General features: G+C 46.0%; 18 protein-coding genes. 3 read left to right on the top strand and 15 right to left on the bottom strand.

Annotated elements, in window-relative coordinates:
• Positions 1 to 142: 142 nt before the first annotated feature.
• From I6L41_RS02200 to I6L41_RS02130, 15 genes are all read right to left on the bottom strand, one after another.
• Complete coding sequence (locus tag I6L41_RS02200; protein WP_216961718.1) at positions 143 to 1417, bottom strand: HlyD family secretion protein; 1275 nt, start codon at positions 1415 to 1417, stop codon at positions 143 to 145.
• Positions 1418 to 2142: 725 nt separating this feature from the next.
• Positions 2143 to 3018, bottom strand: a complete 876-nt coding sequence (locus tag I6L41_RS02195) for a flagellar motor protein MotB (RefSeq protein ID WP_216961715.1) — start codon at positions 3016 to 3018, stop codon at positions 2143 to 2145.
• Positions 2996 to 3754: a flagellar motor protein gene (locus tag I6L41_RS02190; RefSeq protein ID WP_216961710.1), complete on the bottom strand. Its 759-nt coding sequence runs from the start codon at positions 3752 to 3754 to the stop codon at positions 2996 to 2998. The genes I6L41_RS02195 and I6L41_RS02190 overlap by 23 nt, the downstream gene beginning before the upstream one ends.
• 225 nt (positions 3755 to 3979) lie before the next feature.
• Complete coding sequence (locus I6L41_RS02185; RefSeq protein WP_216961678.1) at positions 3980 to 4936, bottom strand: sensor domain-containing diguanylate cyclase; 957 nt, start codon at positions 4934 to 4936, stop codon at positions 3980 to 3982.
• A 371-nt stretch (positions 4937 to 5307) separates the two neighbouring features.
• Positions 5308 to 5661 carry a DUF3135 domain-containing protein gene (locus tag I6L41_RS02180; protein ID WP_216961673.1) on the bottom strand — a complete coding sequence of 118 codons (354 nt, stop codon included), beginning with the start codon at positions 5659 to 5661 and terminating at the stop codon, positions 5308 to 5310.
• A 191-nt stretch (positions 5662 to 5852) separates the two neighbouring features.
• The gene (locus tag I6L41_RS02175; protein ID WP_216961670.1) at positions 5853 to 7070 is read right to left on the bottom strand and encodes an EAL domain-containing protein; all 1218 of its coding nucleotides are present in this window, start codon (positions 7068 to 7070) and stop codon (positions 5853 to 5855) included.
• Positions 7071 to 7081: 11 nt separating this feature from the next.
• Positions 7082 to 8158, bottom strand: coding sequence for a chemotaxis response regulator protein-glutamate methylesterase (locus tag I6L41_RS02170; protein WP_216961666.1), 1077 nt, complete (start codon positions 8156 to 8158; stop codon positions 7082 to 7084).
• Positions 8155 to 9018, bottom strand: a complete 864-nt coding sequence (locus I6L41_RS02165) for a protein-glutamate O-methyltransferase CheR (protein WP_216961663.1) — start codon at positions 9016 to 9018, stop codon at positions 8155 to 8157. Before I6L41_RS02165 ends, I6L41_RS02170 begins: the two co-directional genes overlap by 4 nt.
• Positions 9015 to 9554, bottom strand: coding sequence for a chemotaxis protein CheW (locus tag I6L41_RS02160; protein ID WP_232298106.1), 540 nt, complete (start codon positions 9552 to 9554; stop codon positions 9015 to 9017). Before I6L41_RS02160 ends, I6L41_RS02165 begins: the two co-directional genes overlap by 4 nt.
• Positions 9529 to 11202: a methyl-accepting chemotaxis protein gene (locus I6L41_RS02155; protein WP_005361910.1), complete on the bottom strand. Its 1674-nt coding sequence runs from the start codon at positions 11200 to 11202 to the stop codon at positions 9529 to 9531. Before I6L41_RS02155 ends, I6L41_RS02160 begins: the two co-directional genes overlap by 26 nt.
• Positions 11203 to 11204: 2 nt before the next feature.
• Positions 11205 to 13370 carry a chemotaxis protein CheA gene (locus I6L41_RS02150; protein WP_216961661.1) on the bottom strand — a complete coding sequence of 722 codons (2166 nt, stop codon included), beginning with the start codon at positions 13368 to 13370 and terminating at the stop codon, positions 11205 to 11207.
• Complete coding sequence (locus tag I6L41_RS02145; RefSeq protein WP_139731791.1) at positions 13357 to 13674, bottom strand: anti-anti-sigma factor; 318 nt, start codon at positions 13672 to 13674, stop codon at positions 13357 to 13359. The genes I6L41_RS02150 and I6L41_RS02145 overlap by 14 nt, the downstream gene beginning before the upstream one ends.
• A 10-nt stretch (positions 13675 to 13684) precedes the next feature.
• Positions 13685 to 14050: a response regulator gene (locus tag I6L41_RS02140; RefSeq protein WP_005361917.1), complete on the bottom strand. Its 366-nt coding sequence runs from the start codon at positions 14048 to 14050 to the stop codon at positions 13685 to 13687.
• Positions 14051 to 14178: 128 nt separating this feature from the next.
• Positions 14179 to 15810 (bottom strand): methyl-accepting chemotaxis protein, encoded by a 1632-nt coding sequence (locus I6L41_RS02135; RefSeq protein ID WP_216961658.1) that lies wholly within the window; start codon positions 15808 to 15810, stop codon positions 14179 to 14181.
• A 791-nt stretch (positions 15811 to 16601) separates the two neighbouring features.
• Positions 16602 to 17054, bottom strand: a complete 453-nt coding sequence (locus tag I6L41_RS02130; RefSeq protein WP_216963793.1) for an antitoxin Xre/MbcA/ParS toxin-binding domain-containing protein — start codon at positions 17052 to 17054, stop codon at positions 16602 to 16604.
• 111 nt (positions 17055 to 17165) lie between these two features.
• Between I6L41_RS02130 and I6L41_RS02125 the strand changes: the two genes are divergently transcribed.
• The 3 genes from I6L41_RS02125 to I6L41_RS02115 all read left to right on the top strand — a co-directional run bounded on the left by I6L41_RS02125 (position 17166) and on the right by I6L41_RS02115 (position 20278).
• Positions 17166 to 17357, top strand: a complete 192-nt coding sequence (locus tag I6L41_RS02125; protein ID WP_033113929.1) for a hypothetical protein — start codon at positions 17166 to 17168, stop codon at positions 17355 to 17357.
• A gap of 564 nt (positions 17358 to 17921) precedes the next feature.
• Complete coding sequence (locus tag I6L41_RS02120; protein ID WP_216961655.1) at positions 17922 to 18329, top strand: H-NS family nucleoid-associated regulatory protein; 408 nt, start codon at positions 17922 to 17924, stop codon at positions 18327 to 18329.
• A 68-nt stretch (positions 18330 to 18397) separates the two neighbouring features.
• Positions 18398 to 20278, top strand: coding sequence for a hypothetical protein (locus I6L41_RS02115; RefSeq protein ID WP_216961652.1), 1881 nt, complete (start codon positions 18398 to 18400; stop codon positions 20276 to 20278).
• The last annotated feature ends 46 nt before the right edge of the window (positions 20279 to 20324 follow it).

Genomic DNA, 20324 nt, shown 5'->3' with positions numbered 1-20324 from the left:
TTACGTAACGTAAGTATAGATAGTTAATTCCGTAAAATATAATTGCAGGCAATATCATTGCAATAATAAAAGCCATTGCTTCTATTATGAACCCCCAACACATTTATATACTCCCAATCAAAAAAATTAAATACAAGCCAAATCAGGATATTTTCCCTTTGATACTATAAATAGGCTCCATAACCCACTCATATATTCTTCTTGTATCTTGATGGATGTCAGCTTCTAGATACATCCCTGTTTTTAGGGTTTCTTTCCTCCCATACACATTTATAAATTGCTCATCCAAAGCAACAACGACCCGATAAACCACATCTTTAGCATTACTACTTTGAATTGTATTTGCTACGTGTAATGGCAATTCCTGCACCGCATATGGCACACTTGATATGTCAATAACAGTACCATTACCCATTCCAAATTTTTGATATGGATATGATGAGTATCGTAATTTTACCGATTGTCCCTTTTTTATAAAACCGAGCTGGTCTGAACTAATGTAAATGTGAGCATATAACTTCGCATTACTAGGTATGATACTTGCTAATATCGTCCCTGCCGTTACAAATTGTCCAATCTGAGATGTTACGCCTGTGACAATTCCTCTAACAGGTGTTCTTATACTCTGACTGTACCTTACATTGTTTTCAGATATTTCTTGCTGTAAAGATGCAATCTCACCATCTATTGCGTTTATCTCAATGACGTTTTTGGTTTTTAGATCATCTCTAATCGAGATTAACTCCAACCGCTCCCTAGTTAAACTTGAGTGAGTTCGCTCTAGTGTGTGTTGTTGTCCTTTTAAAGTTAGTAGTTCAGATTCTGCGAGCTGTAGCTGTGATATGGAGATCACCTTATTATGAAAAAGCTGCTTTTGCCTCTTCATGCTTTCCTGTGCGAGTTCTATACGTTTTTTAAATAAAACTAGCTCTTCATCTAGTTTTAATAATTCGGATTCAAGACCACGCATTCGACGCTCAGTAATTGAAGCCTGCTCATGAAATCTTGTGTTTGAGGCTATTCTGTTTTGCTCCAAAAGAATCTTACGTTTATTATACTGTTCAGATATCTTTTTCCGTATTCCTTCACTGCCACTAAACTGCTCACCAGAGATAACAAAAAGAGCTTCTCCTTTTTCTACCTCGCTCTCATCAGCTACATTTATCCTTGTTAATATTCCAGCTGCACTTGAAGTTAGTCTTAGAATGCCATGCTCAGGCATTAACAGACCTCTGGCAGTCGTTTTCTTTGTATATACTCCAAAGTATGAGAAGGAGACGATTAACAGCACAATTAAGACTGAAATTCCAGATGCCACTATATAGCCCCAAGGCTGATGCAAGAGGACAGTGCCAAATTTAGTTTCACGAATTGCAGATATAGCTTCACTACGGAATAGGTCAGATTCCTTGCTCAAATGTTAGAAACCCCATTTAGATGCCTCCAGTTAAGATGTGGAATGAATGTATCAAATGAATACCGGATTATCAATCATTGATTGATAATCATTTTCATTAATAACAAGCGGATCATTTTTGGATTGCCGAACGATCAATAACTGACATGAATGATTATTGGCGGGGCTGTCAAGTATGGGTTTCGATATTGATCATACTATCTATTACATGTGCCGTTGTTTCCCATATAGATTGTACTGATCTAGTTATCACCTTACACAAATCTCAAACAGGTGTCTTGTTTACGCTACTTTCGTGCGCCCTTTCTTTGGTATCAATTCCAGAGCCGATTCAACGTGCTGTAGGGGATAGCCTTTCCATCATCCAGCATCATGGTCAGCCCGCTCCTACACTTCTCCTAATGCGCCATCAGTTGGCCTGGTGAGGGAGTAATCAAGGACTCCCTTTACAACCAAGCAATCTGTTTAGCAAACCGTTGGCCCATAGTTCTGATTTGACGGCTGCCACCGAGTAGTGTGTTGTTGACGTTATTAAGCTTTTTGATGAACACGAGGCGGCGGAGTCTACTGTGTGAGCATATAGTGACTCCAGATAACACGGTAGGGGCGTTTTGTTATCCGGTTTGAAACCGTATGACCACTCCCTTTGGTGGGCAACTGTCAGGTGAATACCATCTCCATACGGTTACTTCTGTCATAGCATTCTGGTTTCGAGAGTGGGATGGCTAGGGCTTGAGCAGTTGCAGCGATTCTTCTGCTGCCTTGCCTTGAGAGAGCGTGATATCGACCCGGCGGTTCGCCTGACGATGCTCTGTGGTGTCATTAGCAAAGCGGGGTTGGGTATCTGCAACACCCTGTGCAATGACACGTTTGGCATCCAACTGGGGGTTATTGAGCATGGTTTGTACGATGGAGGAGGCCCGCAGCACCGAGAGCTCCCAGTTGTTGCGATAGAGCTCCACTGGTGCCTGGGAGTTATCGGTATGACCAGTGACCACCACCTGTCCTGGGATGTTGGCCAAAATGCCGGAGATCTTGTTGACCAGCGGGATGAACTGGGGTTGGAGGAATGCCGAATCGGCGGGGAACAGCGCCTTCTCGCCGATGCGGATCACCAACTGACTGCCGAGTTGCTCGACCTCCAGATCCTTCGATTCGATCTGAGCCTTGAGTTGCTGCTCCAGCTTCTGCTTGGTCACCTGCACCCACTCCTGCTCCTTGGTCTTGTGGGGCCATGATTCGGTAGCGCTCGGTTTTTCCGAGGCACCTATGGTCTCGTTGAAGGGATCCGATGCCGCCATGGGGGCATCTTTTTCCAGTACAGTCTCTTTTTTCGGGCTACTTGGGGTAGTTTTCGATTCCGGTTCGAGAATACCTGTGCCCCCCTGCATCAAGGGTGAGCCAGCAGGAGGGGAAATGAGGCCGATTTTACCCAGAGACTCGATAAAGCCCTGGATCAGCTCTCGGGTCTCGGACTGCTTGGCCATGGCAAAGGAGTAGAGCACCACAAACAGGGCAAACAGCAGGGTCATGAAGTCGGCATAGGAGACCAGCCAGCGTTCATGGTTCTCCGGCGCTTCAGCCTTTTTCTTTTTGGCCACCGTGACCTCCCAGGTAAGGTTCAAGGGTAACTTGCAGGCGTGCTTGTGACTCGCCATCCACAATGCAGAGAATGCCAGTCAGGGTCATCTCTTTGTAGTGACGGATCTGGTGAGCAAACCCTTTGTAGCGGTTGCCAAACGGCAAGAAGATCAGGTTAGCGGCGGATACCCCATAGATGGTGGCGATAAAGGCCACCGCGATGGCACCACCCAGCTTGTCGGGGGCATCTAGCAGACCCATGGCGTGGATGAGGCCAAATACCGCACCAACGATCCCCATTGTCGGGCAGTAGCCACCCATCGCTTCATAGAATTTGACCGTCTGTTCGAGATCTTCCTGCTCGAACTCAATCTCGTTCTCCAGCACCTCGTGAATCTTGGTTTTCTCGTAACCGTCAACCATCATCTGCACCCCTTTCTTGAGGAAGGGATCCTTGATCTCGTCGATCATCCCTTCCAGCGCCAGCATGCCGCTGCGGCGGGCATTACCTGCAAGGGTTTCCAGTAACTGGGCCTGTTCATGCATGTCGAGCTTAAGCGGGGTCAGCAGCCACTTGAAACGTTTGGCGGTTTTACCGACGACGGAGAATGGGAACTGGGTCAACGCAGCACCTATGGTGCCACCGATTACGATAAGGAATGCGGGCAGATCGAGTAGCGCACTGGGGTGCCCCCCCTCGATAATGTTGCCGCCAAGGATGGCGATCAACGCCAGTACCAAGCCAATCAAGCTCATTTTTTACACGTCCCTGTATAGTGATAATGGCTAGTATAGCTAGTTAAGTATCAGATTTTAAAAATGAAATCCAATCACAGAGCAATTAATGGGCACTGAGTAACGTTCGCAAGGGATAACAGTTCACCGAACAGGAAAAAGAGACGATCGTCTCATCCCGTCCAAATGGTGTGCATCCCCCCCCCCCGACGATGACTGAATAACCATTATTGCTCGTAGCCCCCCTCATCGCTGTACTTTGCGTGCATACATATCTTCATCTGCTTGCCGGAGTAGTTTATCTAAATCAGGTGGTATACTGGCATCGTAAGTAACAATTCCTAAGGAACATGAAAGTTGGTATGGCTTACCACTATGCTTATTGAAATCACTCAATACATTATTCAGCCTTTCTTTAATTCTCTGCCAATGTTCTCTATCAGTGCTAGGCAAAAGAACGACAAACTCATCCCCACCAAGACGAGCAAATATATCAGCATCTCTAAATACTTGGCATAATAACTCTGCCATTTGTTGCAAGGCATCATCACCAGTATCATGACCAAACTTATCGTTAATCATCTTGAAGTGATTCAGATCTAAAAATAATAATGTAGCTGGAGATTTTATACGAAATGCATATTTCAAACTTTTCTCAGCTAACAACATGAATCCTCTACGGTTAGTTATCCCCGTTAACTCATCTATTGTTGCCATTTGAACCGCACGTAGCTCGCTCTCAACCATGGATGCCAAGTCGGCTAACAACGCTTGGTCTCGTGGGCTAAACACTCTGGGTTTAGAGTCTATGATGCACAATGTGCCGAGTTTCAGGCCATTACCCACTTCTAGTGGATGGCCTGCATAGAAGCGTATGTGTGGTTCTCCTGTGACTAAGGGATTGTCAGAAAATCGTGGATCTTGGGCTGCGTCTTCGACGACAAACAGTTCTTCACCAAGAATTGCGTGCCCACAGAAGGAAATCTCCCGTGGCGTCTCTAAAACAGATAGCCCACAACATGATTTGAACCACTGCCTGTTTTCGTCAACTAATGATATCAACGCTATAGGCACATCAAACATGTTGCGAGCCATTCTGGTAATCCGATCAAAACGCTCCTCTGCGGGGCTATCAAAAATCGCCAAACGGCGCAAAGCATCCAAACGGAGCCTCTCATTATCAGGTACTACAGGGCTTTGCATCAACATCTCCTTGTTGTGTGGGGCGCTGGCTATGCCACCAACGTATGCTCCGTGTCTCTATGTCTAATGTACTAACGGTCTATTACAGTAGATAGTGAAACGCCACCAGTGATTACATCATGACTTGCATGGTTTATTTAAACAACGATGTCGTTCAATGTTCAACAACTGAGTATCTAGGAATCACATTGCTACGGACAAAATAATTTCAGTAATCGCAGAACAGATTGCTTCGTCAATAATGATAAATATCTGGCAGGTCAATAAAAACTGGCGCTATCTGCTTCGATAAGATCGTCACAGAAAAATACAGAGAGATGCCAATAAAATATTTATCACCTAACGTATTATCACACACAGCATAATAGCTACTATTTCTTGATATCGTGTTCTAATGAAGAGTGCAACTGTACGACACTCCCTTTTTTTTGATTGGTATCAAGGCTAGATGGGACTGTTCCAGCCTCCTTAAACTCTTCTAAAGCCCATCTAAATCGTCGATAATACAGATATAGCATATTACTCAATCGTATACAGCAATCCATCGGGTTATGGGAGAGTTCTTTTTGACAATTTATTTGAAACTGTAAGCCTAATAACCTACGTCTTTGCTCTGGTGGAAGCCCTTGTAAAATAATATCAATCTCTGATTTAAGGAGTGCCTCAAGTTCACCCTCATTGCGTTCAGCCATCGCTTTTAATGAATCGAAATCGGGTAGTGACATTCTTTTCTCCTTGGCCCAGTATTGCTCGGCCTCCACTGACTATTAAATGAAAATTACAGTGTTACACCTAGTAGTCTACTCATCAATATTCCATGGTCACTCGTGCCACTAGTTACTAACTCTACTTAATTATCACACCTGCTCTCTCACTCTTGTCAACCTCATCTAGCCGTACAATGATATATTAAGCATTAGTTATTCAGCAGTTCACTATCACACCATTTGGCATACCAAGCTGGTATTTGATCAATAGGAACTGGTTTACTGATATAATATCCTTGGGCAATTTCACACCCTAACTGAGTTAACTGAACCCAGTCCTGCTCACTCTCCACACCTTCTGCTACTGTTTTTAGACCTAATTTTTGGCTCATGGCTATTGCGGATGTGAGGATGGCCAATTTTTTTTGGCTCAAATAGGCATCCCGCACAAACTCCTTATCAATCTTTATCTCTGTAAATGGGCAACGTGATAATTGCTGCATAGATGAATAGCCTGTGCCATAGTCATCCATTGCTATACCAAAGCCCCGTAATCTAAGGCGAGCTAGCGTACCTAGAGAGGCGGATAGATTTGACATGAAAGTGGTTTCAGTTACTTCAATTATTATTTTGCTACAAACAAGCCCCGTACTCTCTACGATCTCAACCATGTTATCGACCAGCTTGTCAGACAATAACAAAGCAACTGGCATATTAATCGAACATGTTAACGAGGGGGCTAATGCATCGAGGCGGCATAAGGCATCACAACTTGCTTTCAAAAAATCGTAGAAAAATTGTAATGCCAATTCCCCTTGCTCAAGGTGATGTACGAAACTCACTGGAGGTAAGGTGCCATGTTCGGGATGTAACCAGCGTACCAACGCTTCAAATCCAAATAAGTGGCCATCCCTCATGATCACTTTAGGCTGAAGAAATGGCACTAATTCCCCTTTTGCTAAGGCTAGTCTGACATCCCCTTCACTGAACTCCAATGTATGCTTAGCTCGCTGGTGTTTGTGCATGTCGGGATTAGATTGTAATAACATCGCTGACAATCCATCCTTGGTAACTGGCTTTTCTAATATAGCAATCACCTCCAATGGACTGGCATCAGCGATCATGTGGATTACGTCAAGGACATCACGGTCTGCCGCACTCATAACAGCAACAAACAACGGGCTACTCACTATTTTTTCCAGCTGAGCGATGAGTTCAACACCATCCATCCCAGGCATGTTCAGATCTGTGAGCACCAAATCTATCTGGTTGAGCTGTTGCAACTGCGCTAGCGCATCACGACCATCTTCTGCACCGTACACCGACTCAAACCCCAGCTCCTGGAGAAGGCAGGTGACTTCATATCGCTGTAAACGCGAGTCATCAACCACCAACGCCGATCGTCCCTTCCATTTGTCCAGTGACATGGTGTAACCCTCTATGCCAGCGCAGCCAGGTATTGACTGATATGCTGTAACGACATCACTTCATCAACGCCACCGTGAGCAATCGCTTCTTTGGGCATTCCAAAGACCACGCAGCTCGCCTCATCCTGAGCAACAGTTTTTGCCCCAGTATCGTGCAGTTCGCGCATACCTCTAGCACCGTCATCCCCCATTCCGGTCATGATGACACCGATGGCATTGCGTCCCGCATTCACTGCTACAGAACGAAATAGCACATCCACTGAGGGCTTATGGCGAGATACTAGCGGCCCATCTTTCACTTCAGCGTAGTATTGAGCTCCACTGCGCTGCACCAAAAGATGTTTACCGCCAGGTGCAATCAAAGCTGTACCACGAACCAACCGATCCCCTGTTTTGGCCTCTTTGACCTCCAGCCGCGAAACGCCGTTGAGTCGCTGCGCAAAAGCAGCAGTAAACATCTCTGGCATATGCTGAACGATTGCAATACCTGGCAAGGTGGCGGGTAAACGGGTTAATAAAAACTCCAGTGCTTGGGTTCCCCCCGTTGAAGTGCCCAGCGCAATCACCCTGTCAGTGGTTTGGTAGTTTGAACGAGAGGTGGGGGCCGATATCATCACATCAGCACTGTGTAACGCACGCTCGCCAAGATTAGTTGCGGTGTTTGTTGTTGAAGGGAGGATATTGGCAAGCTTGGCTTGTGCGGCGGCCCGAATTTCTTGAATGATGTCTTGTGTCGAGGAGCTAAGGAAATCTTTCACATTAAGCGTCGGCTTAGTGATGATGGATACCGCCCCCAACGAGAGCGCCTCCAGGGTTACAGCGGCACCTTTTGTTGCAAGGGATGAGCAGATAATCACAGGAGTTGGGCGCTCACTCATGATTTTTCGCAAGAATGTCAAACCATCCATGCGTGGCATCTCAATATCCAGAACGATCACATCAGGCCAACGCAGCTTCATCTGTGAGATGGCGTATAGCGGATCCAGAGCCGTGGCAATTACGTCAATGTCAGGTGCCTTAGCAAGGCATTGGGTCAGCATCTCACGTACTAATGCAGAATCGTCAATTACCATCACTTTGATAGTCATATGGCCTCTTTAAAATGTACCGGATCACGGTCAATCCGCCGATAGCGTGAAGGCGCTTCCTGCACTAATGGGAGCTCTGCATCGCGGATCATTTCTGAGTGCCCCACCAATAAATAGCCACCAGGCTTGAGGCGCTGACATACCTGGCTTAACACTTGATGCTTTGTTGTTGTGTTGAAATAAATCAGCACATTCCGTAAAAAAATGACATCTAATGCCAGCTCCCCAAACTGGGATACGTCTAATAGATTGAGTTGCGAGAGCGCTACATGCTTTGCAAGCACAGGATTAACACGCACAGAACCGTGAAACTCTGCATGTCCACGCTGTAAGTAACGCAACCACAGATGAGGAGGGACGCGCTGTACTCGTTCAAGGGAATATATCCCTTTACGAGCATGAGCAATGACATTGGTGTTGATATCGGTGCCCCATACCAGCCAAGGAGAACCCAGGCCGAATTGCTCAGCGAAAATCATCGCTATCGTGTATGGCTCTTCACCACTGGAGCATGCGGCAGACCATACTTTGGGAGGACGGTCTTGCGCTTGAATGTAGCTACGTAGCCACTCGAAATGAGCTTCTTCTCTAAAGAAATACGTCTCGTTGGTAGACAGTAAATTAATTGCGCATTGCCGTTCCAACTCTTCATCTGGGTGAGACAGCCGTTGCCAATAAGCTTGAAAGCTACCCAGGTTAAGTTCACGCAAGCGCTTTGCCAGACGGGACTGAACCAACGCTCGCTTGCTGTCAGCTAAATGAATCCCCGCTTGTGTCAGCAAAAATGTTTTAAAGAGCGCAAATTCTCTCATGCTCAACTGCGGCCCTTGCTCGCAAAATTTCTGTTTCCCGTCATTCATTCTGAGCCCTTGAACTCAAGATGATGACTAGCCATCTTGCTTTCGACCAAGGCACTCAGCTCGGCAAAAGACAACGCTCTAGTTACATCCAGCAGTACAACAAACTGATCATTAACGGTGACAATGCCGGCAATAAAATCGCTTCTCAGTGCAACACCAAAATGGGGCGGTGGTTCGATGGCATCACGCCGTAATTCCAGCACATCACATACAGCGTCAAGCAAGACCCCCACCTCTTGGTAGAAATCAAGCGAGGTGGGTAATGACAAAATGGCAATACCTGTAGTGGATTGCAGGGCTGTCATACCTTGGCCAAAGCGCACTTGTAAATCAATCACTGGGACAACCGCACCACGCAGGTTGATGATCCCACGAACAAACGTGGGCATCATCGGCACCGCCGTCATCCCTTCATACTCGATGATTTCTCGCATATGGGTGATATCGATGCCATAGCACTCTCCACCCAACATGAAGGTTACACAATGAAATACGTCGCTTTGCACAAGCTCAGTAGTTGCTGAATTTGCCATCATCCCCCTCCTGCAAAGCATCATGTGCATGGAGCGAACCAAACGGTACTTTCTTGGTTGGTGTCATCGGGTGGTGCAAAACAGTTCTGGTCAATTGACGGGCCGCATTAGCTTTGGTTGAGTCGCGGAGCATGAATTGACGCATCAGCTCTTGCAGTTGCAAAGCTGTTGAGCTGAGTTCTTCAGATGTTGAGCTCAGCTCTTCAGCTGAGGCCGCAGAGGATTGCATTCCTTCGCTGATCTGCATCACTGCAACGTTAATTTGCCCTATGCTGGCGCGTTGCTCGCGAGACGCGGCTGCGATTTCCTGAACAAGAGTTGCTGTTTGGTCAATGCCTGGCAGCATTTCGCGTAGCAAGGTGCCCGCCTGTTCAGCAACTCCCACCGAGCGACTGGCGAGCTCACCAATCTCTTTGGCTGCTGTTTGCGAACGTTCAGCCAGCTTACGCACTTCCGCGGCCACCGTAGCGAACCCTTTGCCATGCTCTCCCGCTCTTGCGGCCTCAATGGCCGCATTGATGGCCAACAAATCTGTCTTGTTGGCGATGTCATTGATGACGGTGATACGCGAGGCAATCTCTTTCATGGCATGCACCATATCGCCTACGGCTCGGCCACTGGCGGTCGCGTTCTCTGCTGATTTTACTGCAATGCCCTCAGTGACCTTAGCATTGTCAGCATTCTGACTCACGGTGGCTGCCATCTCCTCAACGGAAGCACTGGTCTGTTCAACGCTCGATGCCAGTTCCGATGAGGTTTGCGATAAGGCATTCGCGGTGGCAGCAACTTGTTCAGATGCCGAGCCTATAGCATTAGCTATAGCGCTCACTTCACCTAATGTTTCAGACAGCCGCTGCGACATGTCATTGATTGTGCTTAGCAAGCTGATTTGATCACCTTCTTTTAACTGGATCACCGTTGCCAAATCACCATCCGCAACTCTCTCCACTACTTGTACGGTATAAGACGGATCCGCACCCAGCTGACGCAAAATACTCCGCGTCACAACAATGGCCAGGATGCCGCAGGTCACGAATGCAAACACCGCAATCATGAGCATGGATCGAATATTACTGGCATAAATGTCGCGGCTATCTTGGAGAGCCCCAGCTGCAAGTTTGTCATTAAGATTGACGAGCTCTGTTAAGATATCGTCAGACACATTGAATGCAGGCCTGCCTTTTTCGCTCATCAATATCATCGCCCGCTTATTGTTAACATCATCCCCTGTATCAGAGCGGGCAATACTCACAATTTCATCAGAATAGCGCTTGTAATCAGGCCATGATTTATCAAAACGAGCTAGAGCTTCCTTTTCAGGTTGCGTCAGATAGGTAATGCGATAGCGGTCTATCAGTTCGTTCATCTTGTTTTCATATTTCGTCATGTTGTCGAGGGTTTGCTGACGAACTTGAAGATCCATCTCACCGATATAGCGATAGAGAGCTCGATTGTGGTAAATTGCTTGCATATTTGCATTAGCGAGATCACGAATAGGCACCAGTTGATTGGCATGCATATTCTCGACTAATTCCGCCATAGTTTTGATCGACACATAGCTGGTTACCGCTAGTGTTATCAGCAACAGCAATAAAGTAGCGAATGACACAGCTAGCTTTGTTCTGACTTGTAGGCGATGAAACCAGTCCATGGTTATATTCCTTCAGCATGACGGCAGGGTGCGGATAAATCTCCCTCACTGAGAGTGTGCAGTATCCGCTGTTGCTCCCACATGGTGACTTGTGCCAACAGTTGTGGGATATCCAAGATCAAGGCCGGATGGCCATTGCCTAGTATGGTGGAGCCACTGATACCCCGCAGGGGGCGAAACAGTTCTCCCAGCGGTTTAATCACGGTTTGCAATTCGCCAATCAGGTGGTCAACGACCAAGCCAGCTCTGCGTTCACCATGATGAACCACCACCACAAATTCAGAACCTTGAGCAGGAGGAAGGCCAAACAAAGCACGCAAATGCACGTAAGGCAGCCACTCTCCTCGTAAATACAGTTGTTGTACGGTCAGCTCTTCTTCGCTATCTGGTAGCTCCAAGCACTCGGTCATCATTTCCAATGGGATGACGAATGATGTGTCAGCTACCTCGACCCGAAATCCATCAATGATGGCGAGCGTCAATGGCAAACGGAGCCTAAACGTAGTGCCCTGGCCAGGATTACTTTCCACAGTAACATCACCACGTAGAGCATCTAGGTTTCTACGTACAACATCGAGCCCGACTCCGCGTCCTGACAGTTCGTTCACTTCGCTGTTGGTGGAAAATCCTGGAGCAAAGAGCAACTGGTAAACATCGCTGTCACTCATCACCTTGATATCACTCACCAATCCGGCTTGCTGTGCCTTGGCCAATACTTTTTCGCGAGATATACCATCCCCATCGTCACTCACCTCAACTACTACTGCTCCGGCATCATGGTAAGCATTCAGTGTGATGCGCCCCTGTTCTGGCTTTCCCTTGTCTTGGCGCACCGAGGGCTTTTCGATGCCATGGTCAATTGCATTGCGAACCAGATGCAGTAACGGGTCGGTGAGTTTTTCCACCATGGACTTGTCAATATCGGTGTCTGCATTTTGAATATTGAGGGTGACCGATTTTCCGGTTTGTAGGGACAACTCATGCACTACACGAGGGAAGCGATTGAAGATTTCATGGATAGGCACCATCCGAAGTGTCAATGCATCATCACGGATCCCCTCGACCAATCCATTGACCACTGCCACAGATTCAATCATCTCAACATTACCAGCCTGATGGGCTTGTAACGTTGTAGCAGACGCGGCAATCACCAACTCCCCCACTCGATTGATCAATTGGTCAAGCTTGGCTGCATCGATGCGAATGTAATGACTGTCACTGCGAATGAGGCTTTTACGCGAGGCGTTTACAGGTTCAGGAGTGTCAGTTGCTAGTGAGGTTGTTGCAGGTGGAGTGGGCTCTATAAGGGCAGGCTGAAGCAATACCTGAATATCAGCTGCTGTGAGTGAGCCAGCCTGCTCCCACCTTGCATACTGTGTACCAACCTCTTCCCCTAGCCATGCACACAACGTGGGTGCAGCATCTCGATATAGGGAGAGGTCTCCATGTACTGGTAGCAACACAATGATGCTTTGCGTGGCAACAAAATCGAAAGCACTGCGCAATTTTTCTACGCCACAGCCACTCTCAATGACAATCTCGTACCCCAGGAAGCAATCCGTGCTATCCAGCAGTTGTAAAGGAGGCCTGGGACGCCACACAGGCATGATGTAATGGATCTCGCCCTGATTACCCAGATATTTAAGCAACGCCAATACATCGAAACCATCACGGAACAAATCAGGATAAAAGCGAACCGACAGATGCCAGCGCTCAGATGTTGTAATACCTGGTTTTTCATCTGCTATCACGGGAGGGGCGGGTATGGTCATTGACGGCAAGCTCTGAAAGCCTTGCATTTGAGACATCAACGCCAAGATTTGCTGGGTTTCAACTTGCTTGAGTTCAGGATTGTGCTCGGCGCTTTGCAGCAAATCGCGCAGTTGGTCGTTACAGCGGAGCAAAAGCTGAATTAGGGCGTCATCAAGATCAAGCTCACCACTGCGCAAGCGCGCCAGGATATTCTCCATGCTATGGGTAAAGCGAACCAGCAGCTCCAAGCCAAGCATACTAGCAGAGCCTTTAATGGTGTGCGCGGTGCGGAACATCTGGTTATAGGTGTCAGCGCCCAAGGGGTGACCCACCCTATCCAGCAACGCTTGTTCAAGGTTGTCACACTGCTCGTAGGCCTCTTCAAAAAAGAGCATCCGCGCTTTATTGATGTCCATCGCAGCCCTCGATTGTTAGCTGTGCCCACAATCCCATACCACGAAATGTCTCTGCTGCAAGACTGTCAGGGGCGAGGACAAACGTCATCGATTTGCCCAGTGAAGTAGCTTCTTGTTGCAACAAGCTCAGCAGTTGTGCGCCACACCCATCGAGCAAGGTGATGGTATCAAGAGTCACAACAACCGAGGGGTAATTGAGTAAACCCAGGAGACTATCTTGCTCCTGTGCAACCGTCATGATACTGAGCTCCCCTTCAATAACGGCGCGAGGCTTGGATCCGGTGCTATCGATAGTGATGCCCATCACGCCCCCTTTATGGCTGAATAACCTTGGCAAGATTATCGAGCAGTGATTGTGGCTCGAACGGTTTGGTCAGCCACACCTTCGCACCAGCCTCAGCACCTTGCTGACGTAGCTCTGGTGCATTTTCTGTAGTGAGCATGATGAACGGGATATAACGGAATCCGGGATGAGCTTTCACCTCACGCAGAAAGGTCAAACCATCCATGATGGGCATATTGAGATCAGAGATAATCAAATGAAAGCGATGCTGCGACAGTTGAATCAACGCATCCTGGCCATCTTCCGCCTCAACTACGTTAAAACCCGCCTCAGTAAGCAATGCATTGAGGGCAAAGCGGATGCTGCTCGCATCATCTACCACCAAAATAGACTTCATAGACCACCCTGTCCGTCTTGCCCTCACCCAAGCTGGGATGGTGATAAGCATGTGTTGTCACCATCCCACAGCCTTCCCTGGCAGGCGTTTTTCGAGAGTTCAATAGAGATATTTTGTGACCAAAGAGGTCAACTTAATTTAAAGATAGAGACACTCTTCTTGAGCTCCCCTACAACTTGGGTCAGGTGTACAGCTTCACCATTGACACATTCCGAAGCCGAGACGTTCTCCTGTGACATGTTGTTCACCTCTTCAACAGACTGGGCAATCAGTTGGCTTGCTGAGGATTGTTCATGCAACATCACGTTGATCTCTCCCATCAGCCCAACCACCGCTTGGGAGCTTTGGTCAACCTTAGCCATCAAATCACTTGCTTGGGCCGTATTAAGGCGAACGTTTTCGATACTCTGCACATATTTGTCCATGGAGTTGACTGTTTCCATGGCCGTGGTTTGCACGCCACTTATCATGCTATCGATTTCTTGAGTTGCTTTGGTTGTTCTCTCCGCCAATTGGCGCACTTCATCAGCTACCACGGCAAAACCACGCCCCATATCACCAGCTCGTGCCGCTTCAATGGCGGCGTTAAGCGCCAGCAGGTTGGTTTGGTCTGCCACTCCTTTAATCATGACGGTGATTTGACCTACTTTGGTAACATCATCAGCCAGTTGACGAATTTGCGCGGTAGATTGATTTATCGCATCGGTCACGGCCCGCACTTCCCGAGAAACGTCCTCAACTTGATGCTCGCCTTGCTGTGCCAATTTTCCTGAGTTCATGGCTTGCTCATTTGCACTGTTAGCCGAATGAGAAAGTTGGGCTATCGAGGTAGACATTTCTTCAATTGATGCAGCTGAACTAGCCGTTGCCTGGGCTTGCATTTCCGAACTGGTCATCACTTGCTGCGCGGCACTGGATAGCTGAGCTGCCGATGATCCAAGCTCTTCGGAAATATGCAAAACGGTGTTAATTGTTTCTTTAAGGGACTTGCGCGTTGTCACCATGGAGTGTTGCAGATTGGTGAGCTCATCATTACCAGAGGGCGGAACCGTATCCACCAGATTACCCTTGGCAATGTGAGAAAGGTCGGTAACTGTTTGATCCAATGGTGCAAGGATACTACGTATGATTAATAAGCCTGCAATGGCAGCGATAACCAGAACCAGCCCCATGGTTATCACGAACTCCTGACCCAATTGAGCGACTACGACATCGCTGTCATCATAGGCTTTTTTTCCAAGATCAACGTTCTTATTCACAATCGCTGTCAGAGTGTCATCTACTTGCTGAAAGGCAGGCGTTGCCTCGGACTTCATAAGCTGCATGGACGCTTCATTATCACTGCGATAAGACGCTTCCATCACTTTCTTTGCCGCTGCTTTATATGGTGGCCATTGGCGGTCAAAGTCAGCCAGTAAACGTGTTTCATCAGGAGTCAGCTCAGTGGCACGATACTTATTGAGTAATGCCATCATCTGGGTTTCATATTTATCCATGACACCCGCAATTCTGTCCATTTCCGACTGTTTTGCTTCGATAACGTAGTTGAATAATTCGCGATGATGGTAGATAGCCTGCATGTTTGCATTTGCCACATCGGTGATAGGAACGAGTTGATTGAGATACATGTTGTTGAGCATGTCATTGATCGTGCTAGCAGACTGCTTTTGGCTCAATCCCATACCAAACATGGTTGCAAGCAACGCGGCAAGCAAGAGGCTCAGGCGAAGCTTTATTGATATCGTTCTTAACCAATCCATGGTGTTTACCTCAATGGTGAATGACTTCCTTACAGGATAAATGTGTAGGCAATAGAATTGCTGATAGCAAGAGCGTCAGATGAAAATCAAAAATGATTAATTTACAACAAAAAAAGCGGCTGACGAGCAGCCGCTGGAAATTGTAAGGACGCCCAACATAAGGCTTTGTGTCACGATGTGGAGATAAGGTATTTCGTAACCACGCTTGCAGTATAGGCGATGCATCTGGTAGGGATGAAAATAGTTATAATTTAAATTTATTGGTCGATTTGCATAACATGGATGCGTGTTCTAGACTTGAATGGGCTTCTATAACCTTTAAATCACTTCCATTCAAATCTTAGTATTTAAATTGCAAGCTTACCCACTGCGCAATATCTTCACTTGTTGATTTTTCATATATTTTAGCCACCCATTAAGATTGATTATTGGTTTGTGTTTATTAGTGTGCATTCTTGCTGAAGAAATGGAATTTACATTTAATAACTCAGCGAGGCGACATCAATTAATAAAATTTGCCTGTAGTTATCAAGAATTTTGATATGTACAGTTATATTACGTCAGTCGCCCAGTAAAACACGATAGGTTCGAACAATAAAGATTGGTAGCTTAAAATAAAAGCTGGCTTATCTTCGCTGCGAAGCAGCGGAATGTTTAAAAAAATCTTTTGTTCTCATAATTAGTAAATGGACAGTTTTCAGAGTTTTTCAAGTGGCTAAAATGAAAAAATTTGAAAAAAACTATCGTGATGTTTTTTTGAACTGAAAGATGAGGCCGCAGGCTGCCTAAATTTATAGGCACACCCCATGCCGAATCCGTCCCACTAGATCGACAACAGCCTGAACCCCCATTGGTGTAGCCAACAACTTAACTGGGGCTACGCCACCTAGGCCCCAGGCGGTGCGGTTTAACCACGACAGTGTCTTGACGGTATCGTCCCTGTGAAAAGCGAGAACCGCATCGAGGGCCTGTGCAACTCCGTATACCCTGGCACCCTGAGATATTGATAGGGGGGCTGTAATCCGCAGCTTGCGGGCCAGTGTACTCCGGCTAATACCAGCCCACTGGCAAACCATCCTCACATCAGTCTTCATCAATTCAGCGAGCCGATAGAGTATGTCCGGTGCTACGCCAGCCACGATCCATTGATGTGCTCCTAGTGGGTCACGAGGAATACCAAGACCTTCTAGGAGACGGTTCGGAGTAACTGCGTCACTACTAGGATGATAGGTTGCATAGGGCATCATGTAGCACTCCTCATTGTACAAACACGACCTCTCATGAGCTATCCTACCCCAAACTGTCGTTTTGAGTGGAAAATTAACAACCAAATGCCCCTGCATTGAGGAGGGCTGATGACCGAGTTGGTCTGTACTGAACCAGGTTTAGGCATTGAGCTGGGGACTACTTTTCAGGTTCTATCGGAGAACGGCTCTGAATGGGAAATCCTGTTGGGTAATGAATACCGAAGGGTCAACAAACGCAGCGGGCGCGTTACAGGTTGGAAAACACCTCCAAAATTTGAGTGCAAAGACATCCAAAAATAACATATCAAATGAGTGCTCAATGCTGGTTATGCCAGTAATAATGTTGACTAGCGGCTTCACCTTCTCATAAAATCAAGACATAGGGAGAGTCGCTACCCTGAGTGCGAAGTTGAAAAAAATGCTGAAACCCTGCCTCGTTGCGGGGTTTTTTGCTTTCTGGAGACATGGATGTGTAGTGGCCTAGTCATCCAAGACTACCTCTTAAGTTAAGAGGGGCGAAGTGTCTGGATCCTCAAGGGGCAAATCTAAAATTTCTTATCATCGACTCATTCTGTGAGCCAATGATATTGTCCTATCGGCTCATTTCGTGAGCCGATCAAGATCGTTCATCGGCTCATCTGGTGAGGTGGTCTCAACGCTCACTACCACCTAGATTTAATTTTTGGCTACATAGTTTCATATAAGATTGGAGCTTGGTCACCAAGCGACTCCAAACGCGATTTCGCTCACGTCTTTTTGAATAATGCTATTTCTATAATCGTCTTGGTGCCAAAAACAGTGGTGCTAATACTGGGGTTGAGAGATAATTTCACTGATATAAAAATGTGATACATGAGGATAAAAATGAACGATTTTTTGAAAACCTTGTTGAATATCCGTAGTCTGCGAGCTGCATTGCGTGAGTTGTCATTTGAGCAACTGGTCGAAGTTAAAGAAAAATTTGATGAGGTTTTTGCTGAGCGTGAGCAGCAAGAAACCAAATTGAGAGAGGAATCTGCCGAGCGCCTGCAAAAATTGGCTGAGTTTACCGCGATGCTGAAAGACGCTGGCATCGATCCGAGCGAGCTGGTTGGCACTGCGGCTCCAGCGAAATCTGAGGGTTCAGCTAAAGCCAAACGCGCTCCTCGTCCTGCAAAATACAAGTACACCGAAAACGGTCAGGAGAAGACCTGGACGGGTCAGGGGCGCATGCCTAAGGCTATCGCAGAAGCTGTTGCGGCTGGCAAGACTCTGGAAGATTTCCTGATCTAATGCTGAGAGCCCATGCCTGTGTGGTATGGGCTCTTTCTAGCTACCATAGATATGTGTAGAGGTTAATTATGAGTGATAGCTTTCCTTATAGCCTTCCAATAATGGATGTGATCCGTCATGACTATGAGAGATTTAGGTTTGACACTCATAAATATACACATAAGGGATTGTTTACAGATGGTGATTTATTATTTGCTGTGATACTAGAAGTAAACAGTAACAAGGAGCTTATAGAGGAGCTAAGTCAGCAGTATCATCATTTTAAAACAGCTGGAATTCCAGCCGCAAAAATTGTTGGGGAGACCTTAGATAGCTATAAGCCTATAGCGCTGCGAAATTCAATTGAGAAAAGTCATCTTCATGGTCATCCTATGAATATGCACGAAACAATTAATGAACTGAATTTACATATTCCTAAAAAATATCATCCATTCTACGTTGACTTTAAGTATGGGACTAACAAGTTCCAGATTACCTTAAAATGTAATTTCACAGAAAGTGACAAGGAAGAAATTCAGTTGATATGTGAGTCTCTTGGTTATCAAGGGTATGATTACGTATTTATACACAATGATAGAATAAAGGACTACCCTGGCAAAGTTCACTATAAACCAAATCAAAATGGCAACTTATTATTGGCTGCTAGCGGACTGATTCATAAGCAATTCCCAAAAGAATTACTTGCATGCTATGAAGAAGATGAAGACTTTTGGCTTGAGAATCGACATTTTATTTTTAGTGGGAATCATTCTGATTCGGCAGCGAGTTACTTATTGCCTGGTTTTGATAAAATCGGAACACGCTGTTTTGTTGATGCATCAGTTTTCTCTCGTCTAAATATTAGGGTCTATTTGACGCTATATGAACAGGTGGTTATCGCATTGCCGCTTGAGCAGTCCAATGAGCATTTTTATGAAATGTTTAAAATTAATAGGTTTGAGTTGCGTGAATTGATTTTTCGTGGGCGATTATTATTTGTTGTCCCACAAAATCTCGCTAGGTATTCTCAATCCTTGCTCCTTGATATCATTTCAGTTAATCCTAATTCTATTATTTTCTCTAGACGTTTAGCCGCAGCAACCATTCAAGGTATCCAAGAAAAGAGTGGTGTTGTTGGGACTACTTTTTCGAGTGATGAACAATATAATTTCGTTCACCACTGCTCTCGTTCTGGAAATATAGGATTGCAGCGACTAGCGGATATGCTTTCGGCACAATGGCAATTCGGAGAGTATATTACAAATAAAGAAGGTGCGGTAGGTGCACATTATTTGGGACTATCTGGAATGGCCATAATGGGATTTAAAGAAAAAGGAAAAGACTATACTATAGAATTATCTAGTGCGAGCTCTAGCTACGAGTTTTCCCAAGGATTAAAGGCCCATCACTTTCCATTCGACTCTAGTGGTTACTCAGAGGTTAATGCTTGCCAAATTATTAGTGGCTTATATAACGGAGTTGTTAGTACATCACAAACCATACGAGAGTCTGAGATATCGACAATTTTGAGTAAAGTGTTTGCAGTTAATAATGACATGAGCGTACTGGAACTCGATGATGCATTATCACGCAGTCTTATTAGAACTCTACCAAAAATTATAGGTGAGTTTTCTAGGCTTAGTGAGGAACAAAGAACAGAAAAGCTCTACTGCTTAAACAAAGAAATACAAAGGATTGAAAAAAATCAAACGAGAGTAGCATCTCTGGATTTTGCTGGTGCATTTATTCCCGCAGCTGCTGGGGCTGTAATGGAATACTCAAATGTTATGGGGGCTGGCTATATATCACTGGGTGGATGGGCGATTAAAGCACTTGAAATGTATACTCGCAACTCTGACTTAATAAACAATCCGGTATATATTAAGTTATCGAGTCTAAATCATCTAGTTTCTCAAGATGCTGTGATAGTGAAACATGTAAGAGATGCCTTTTCTACTGTTAATGGATAGCATTTTCTGCCAAATGGCCTAGCCATTTATTATAAGGTATCTGATG

This window comes from Aeromonas sp. FDAARGOS 1411 (genome assembly GCF_019047125.1).
GTDB lineage: Bacteria > Pseudomonadota > Gammaproteobacteria > Enterobacterales > Aeromonadaceae > Aeromonas > Aeromonas veronii.
This window is presented reverse-complemented; position numbering and strand designations above follow the sequence as displayed.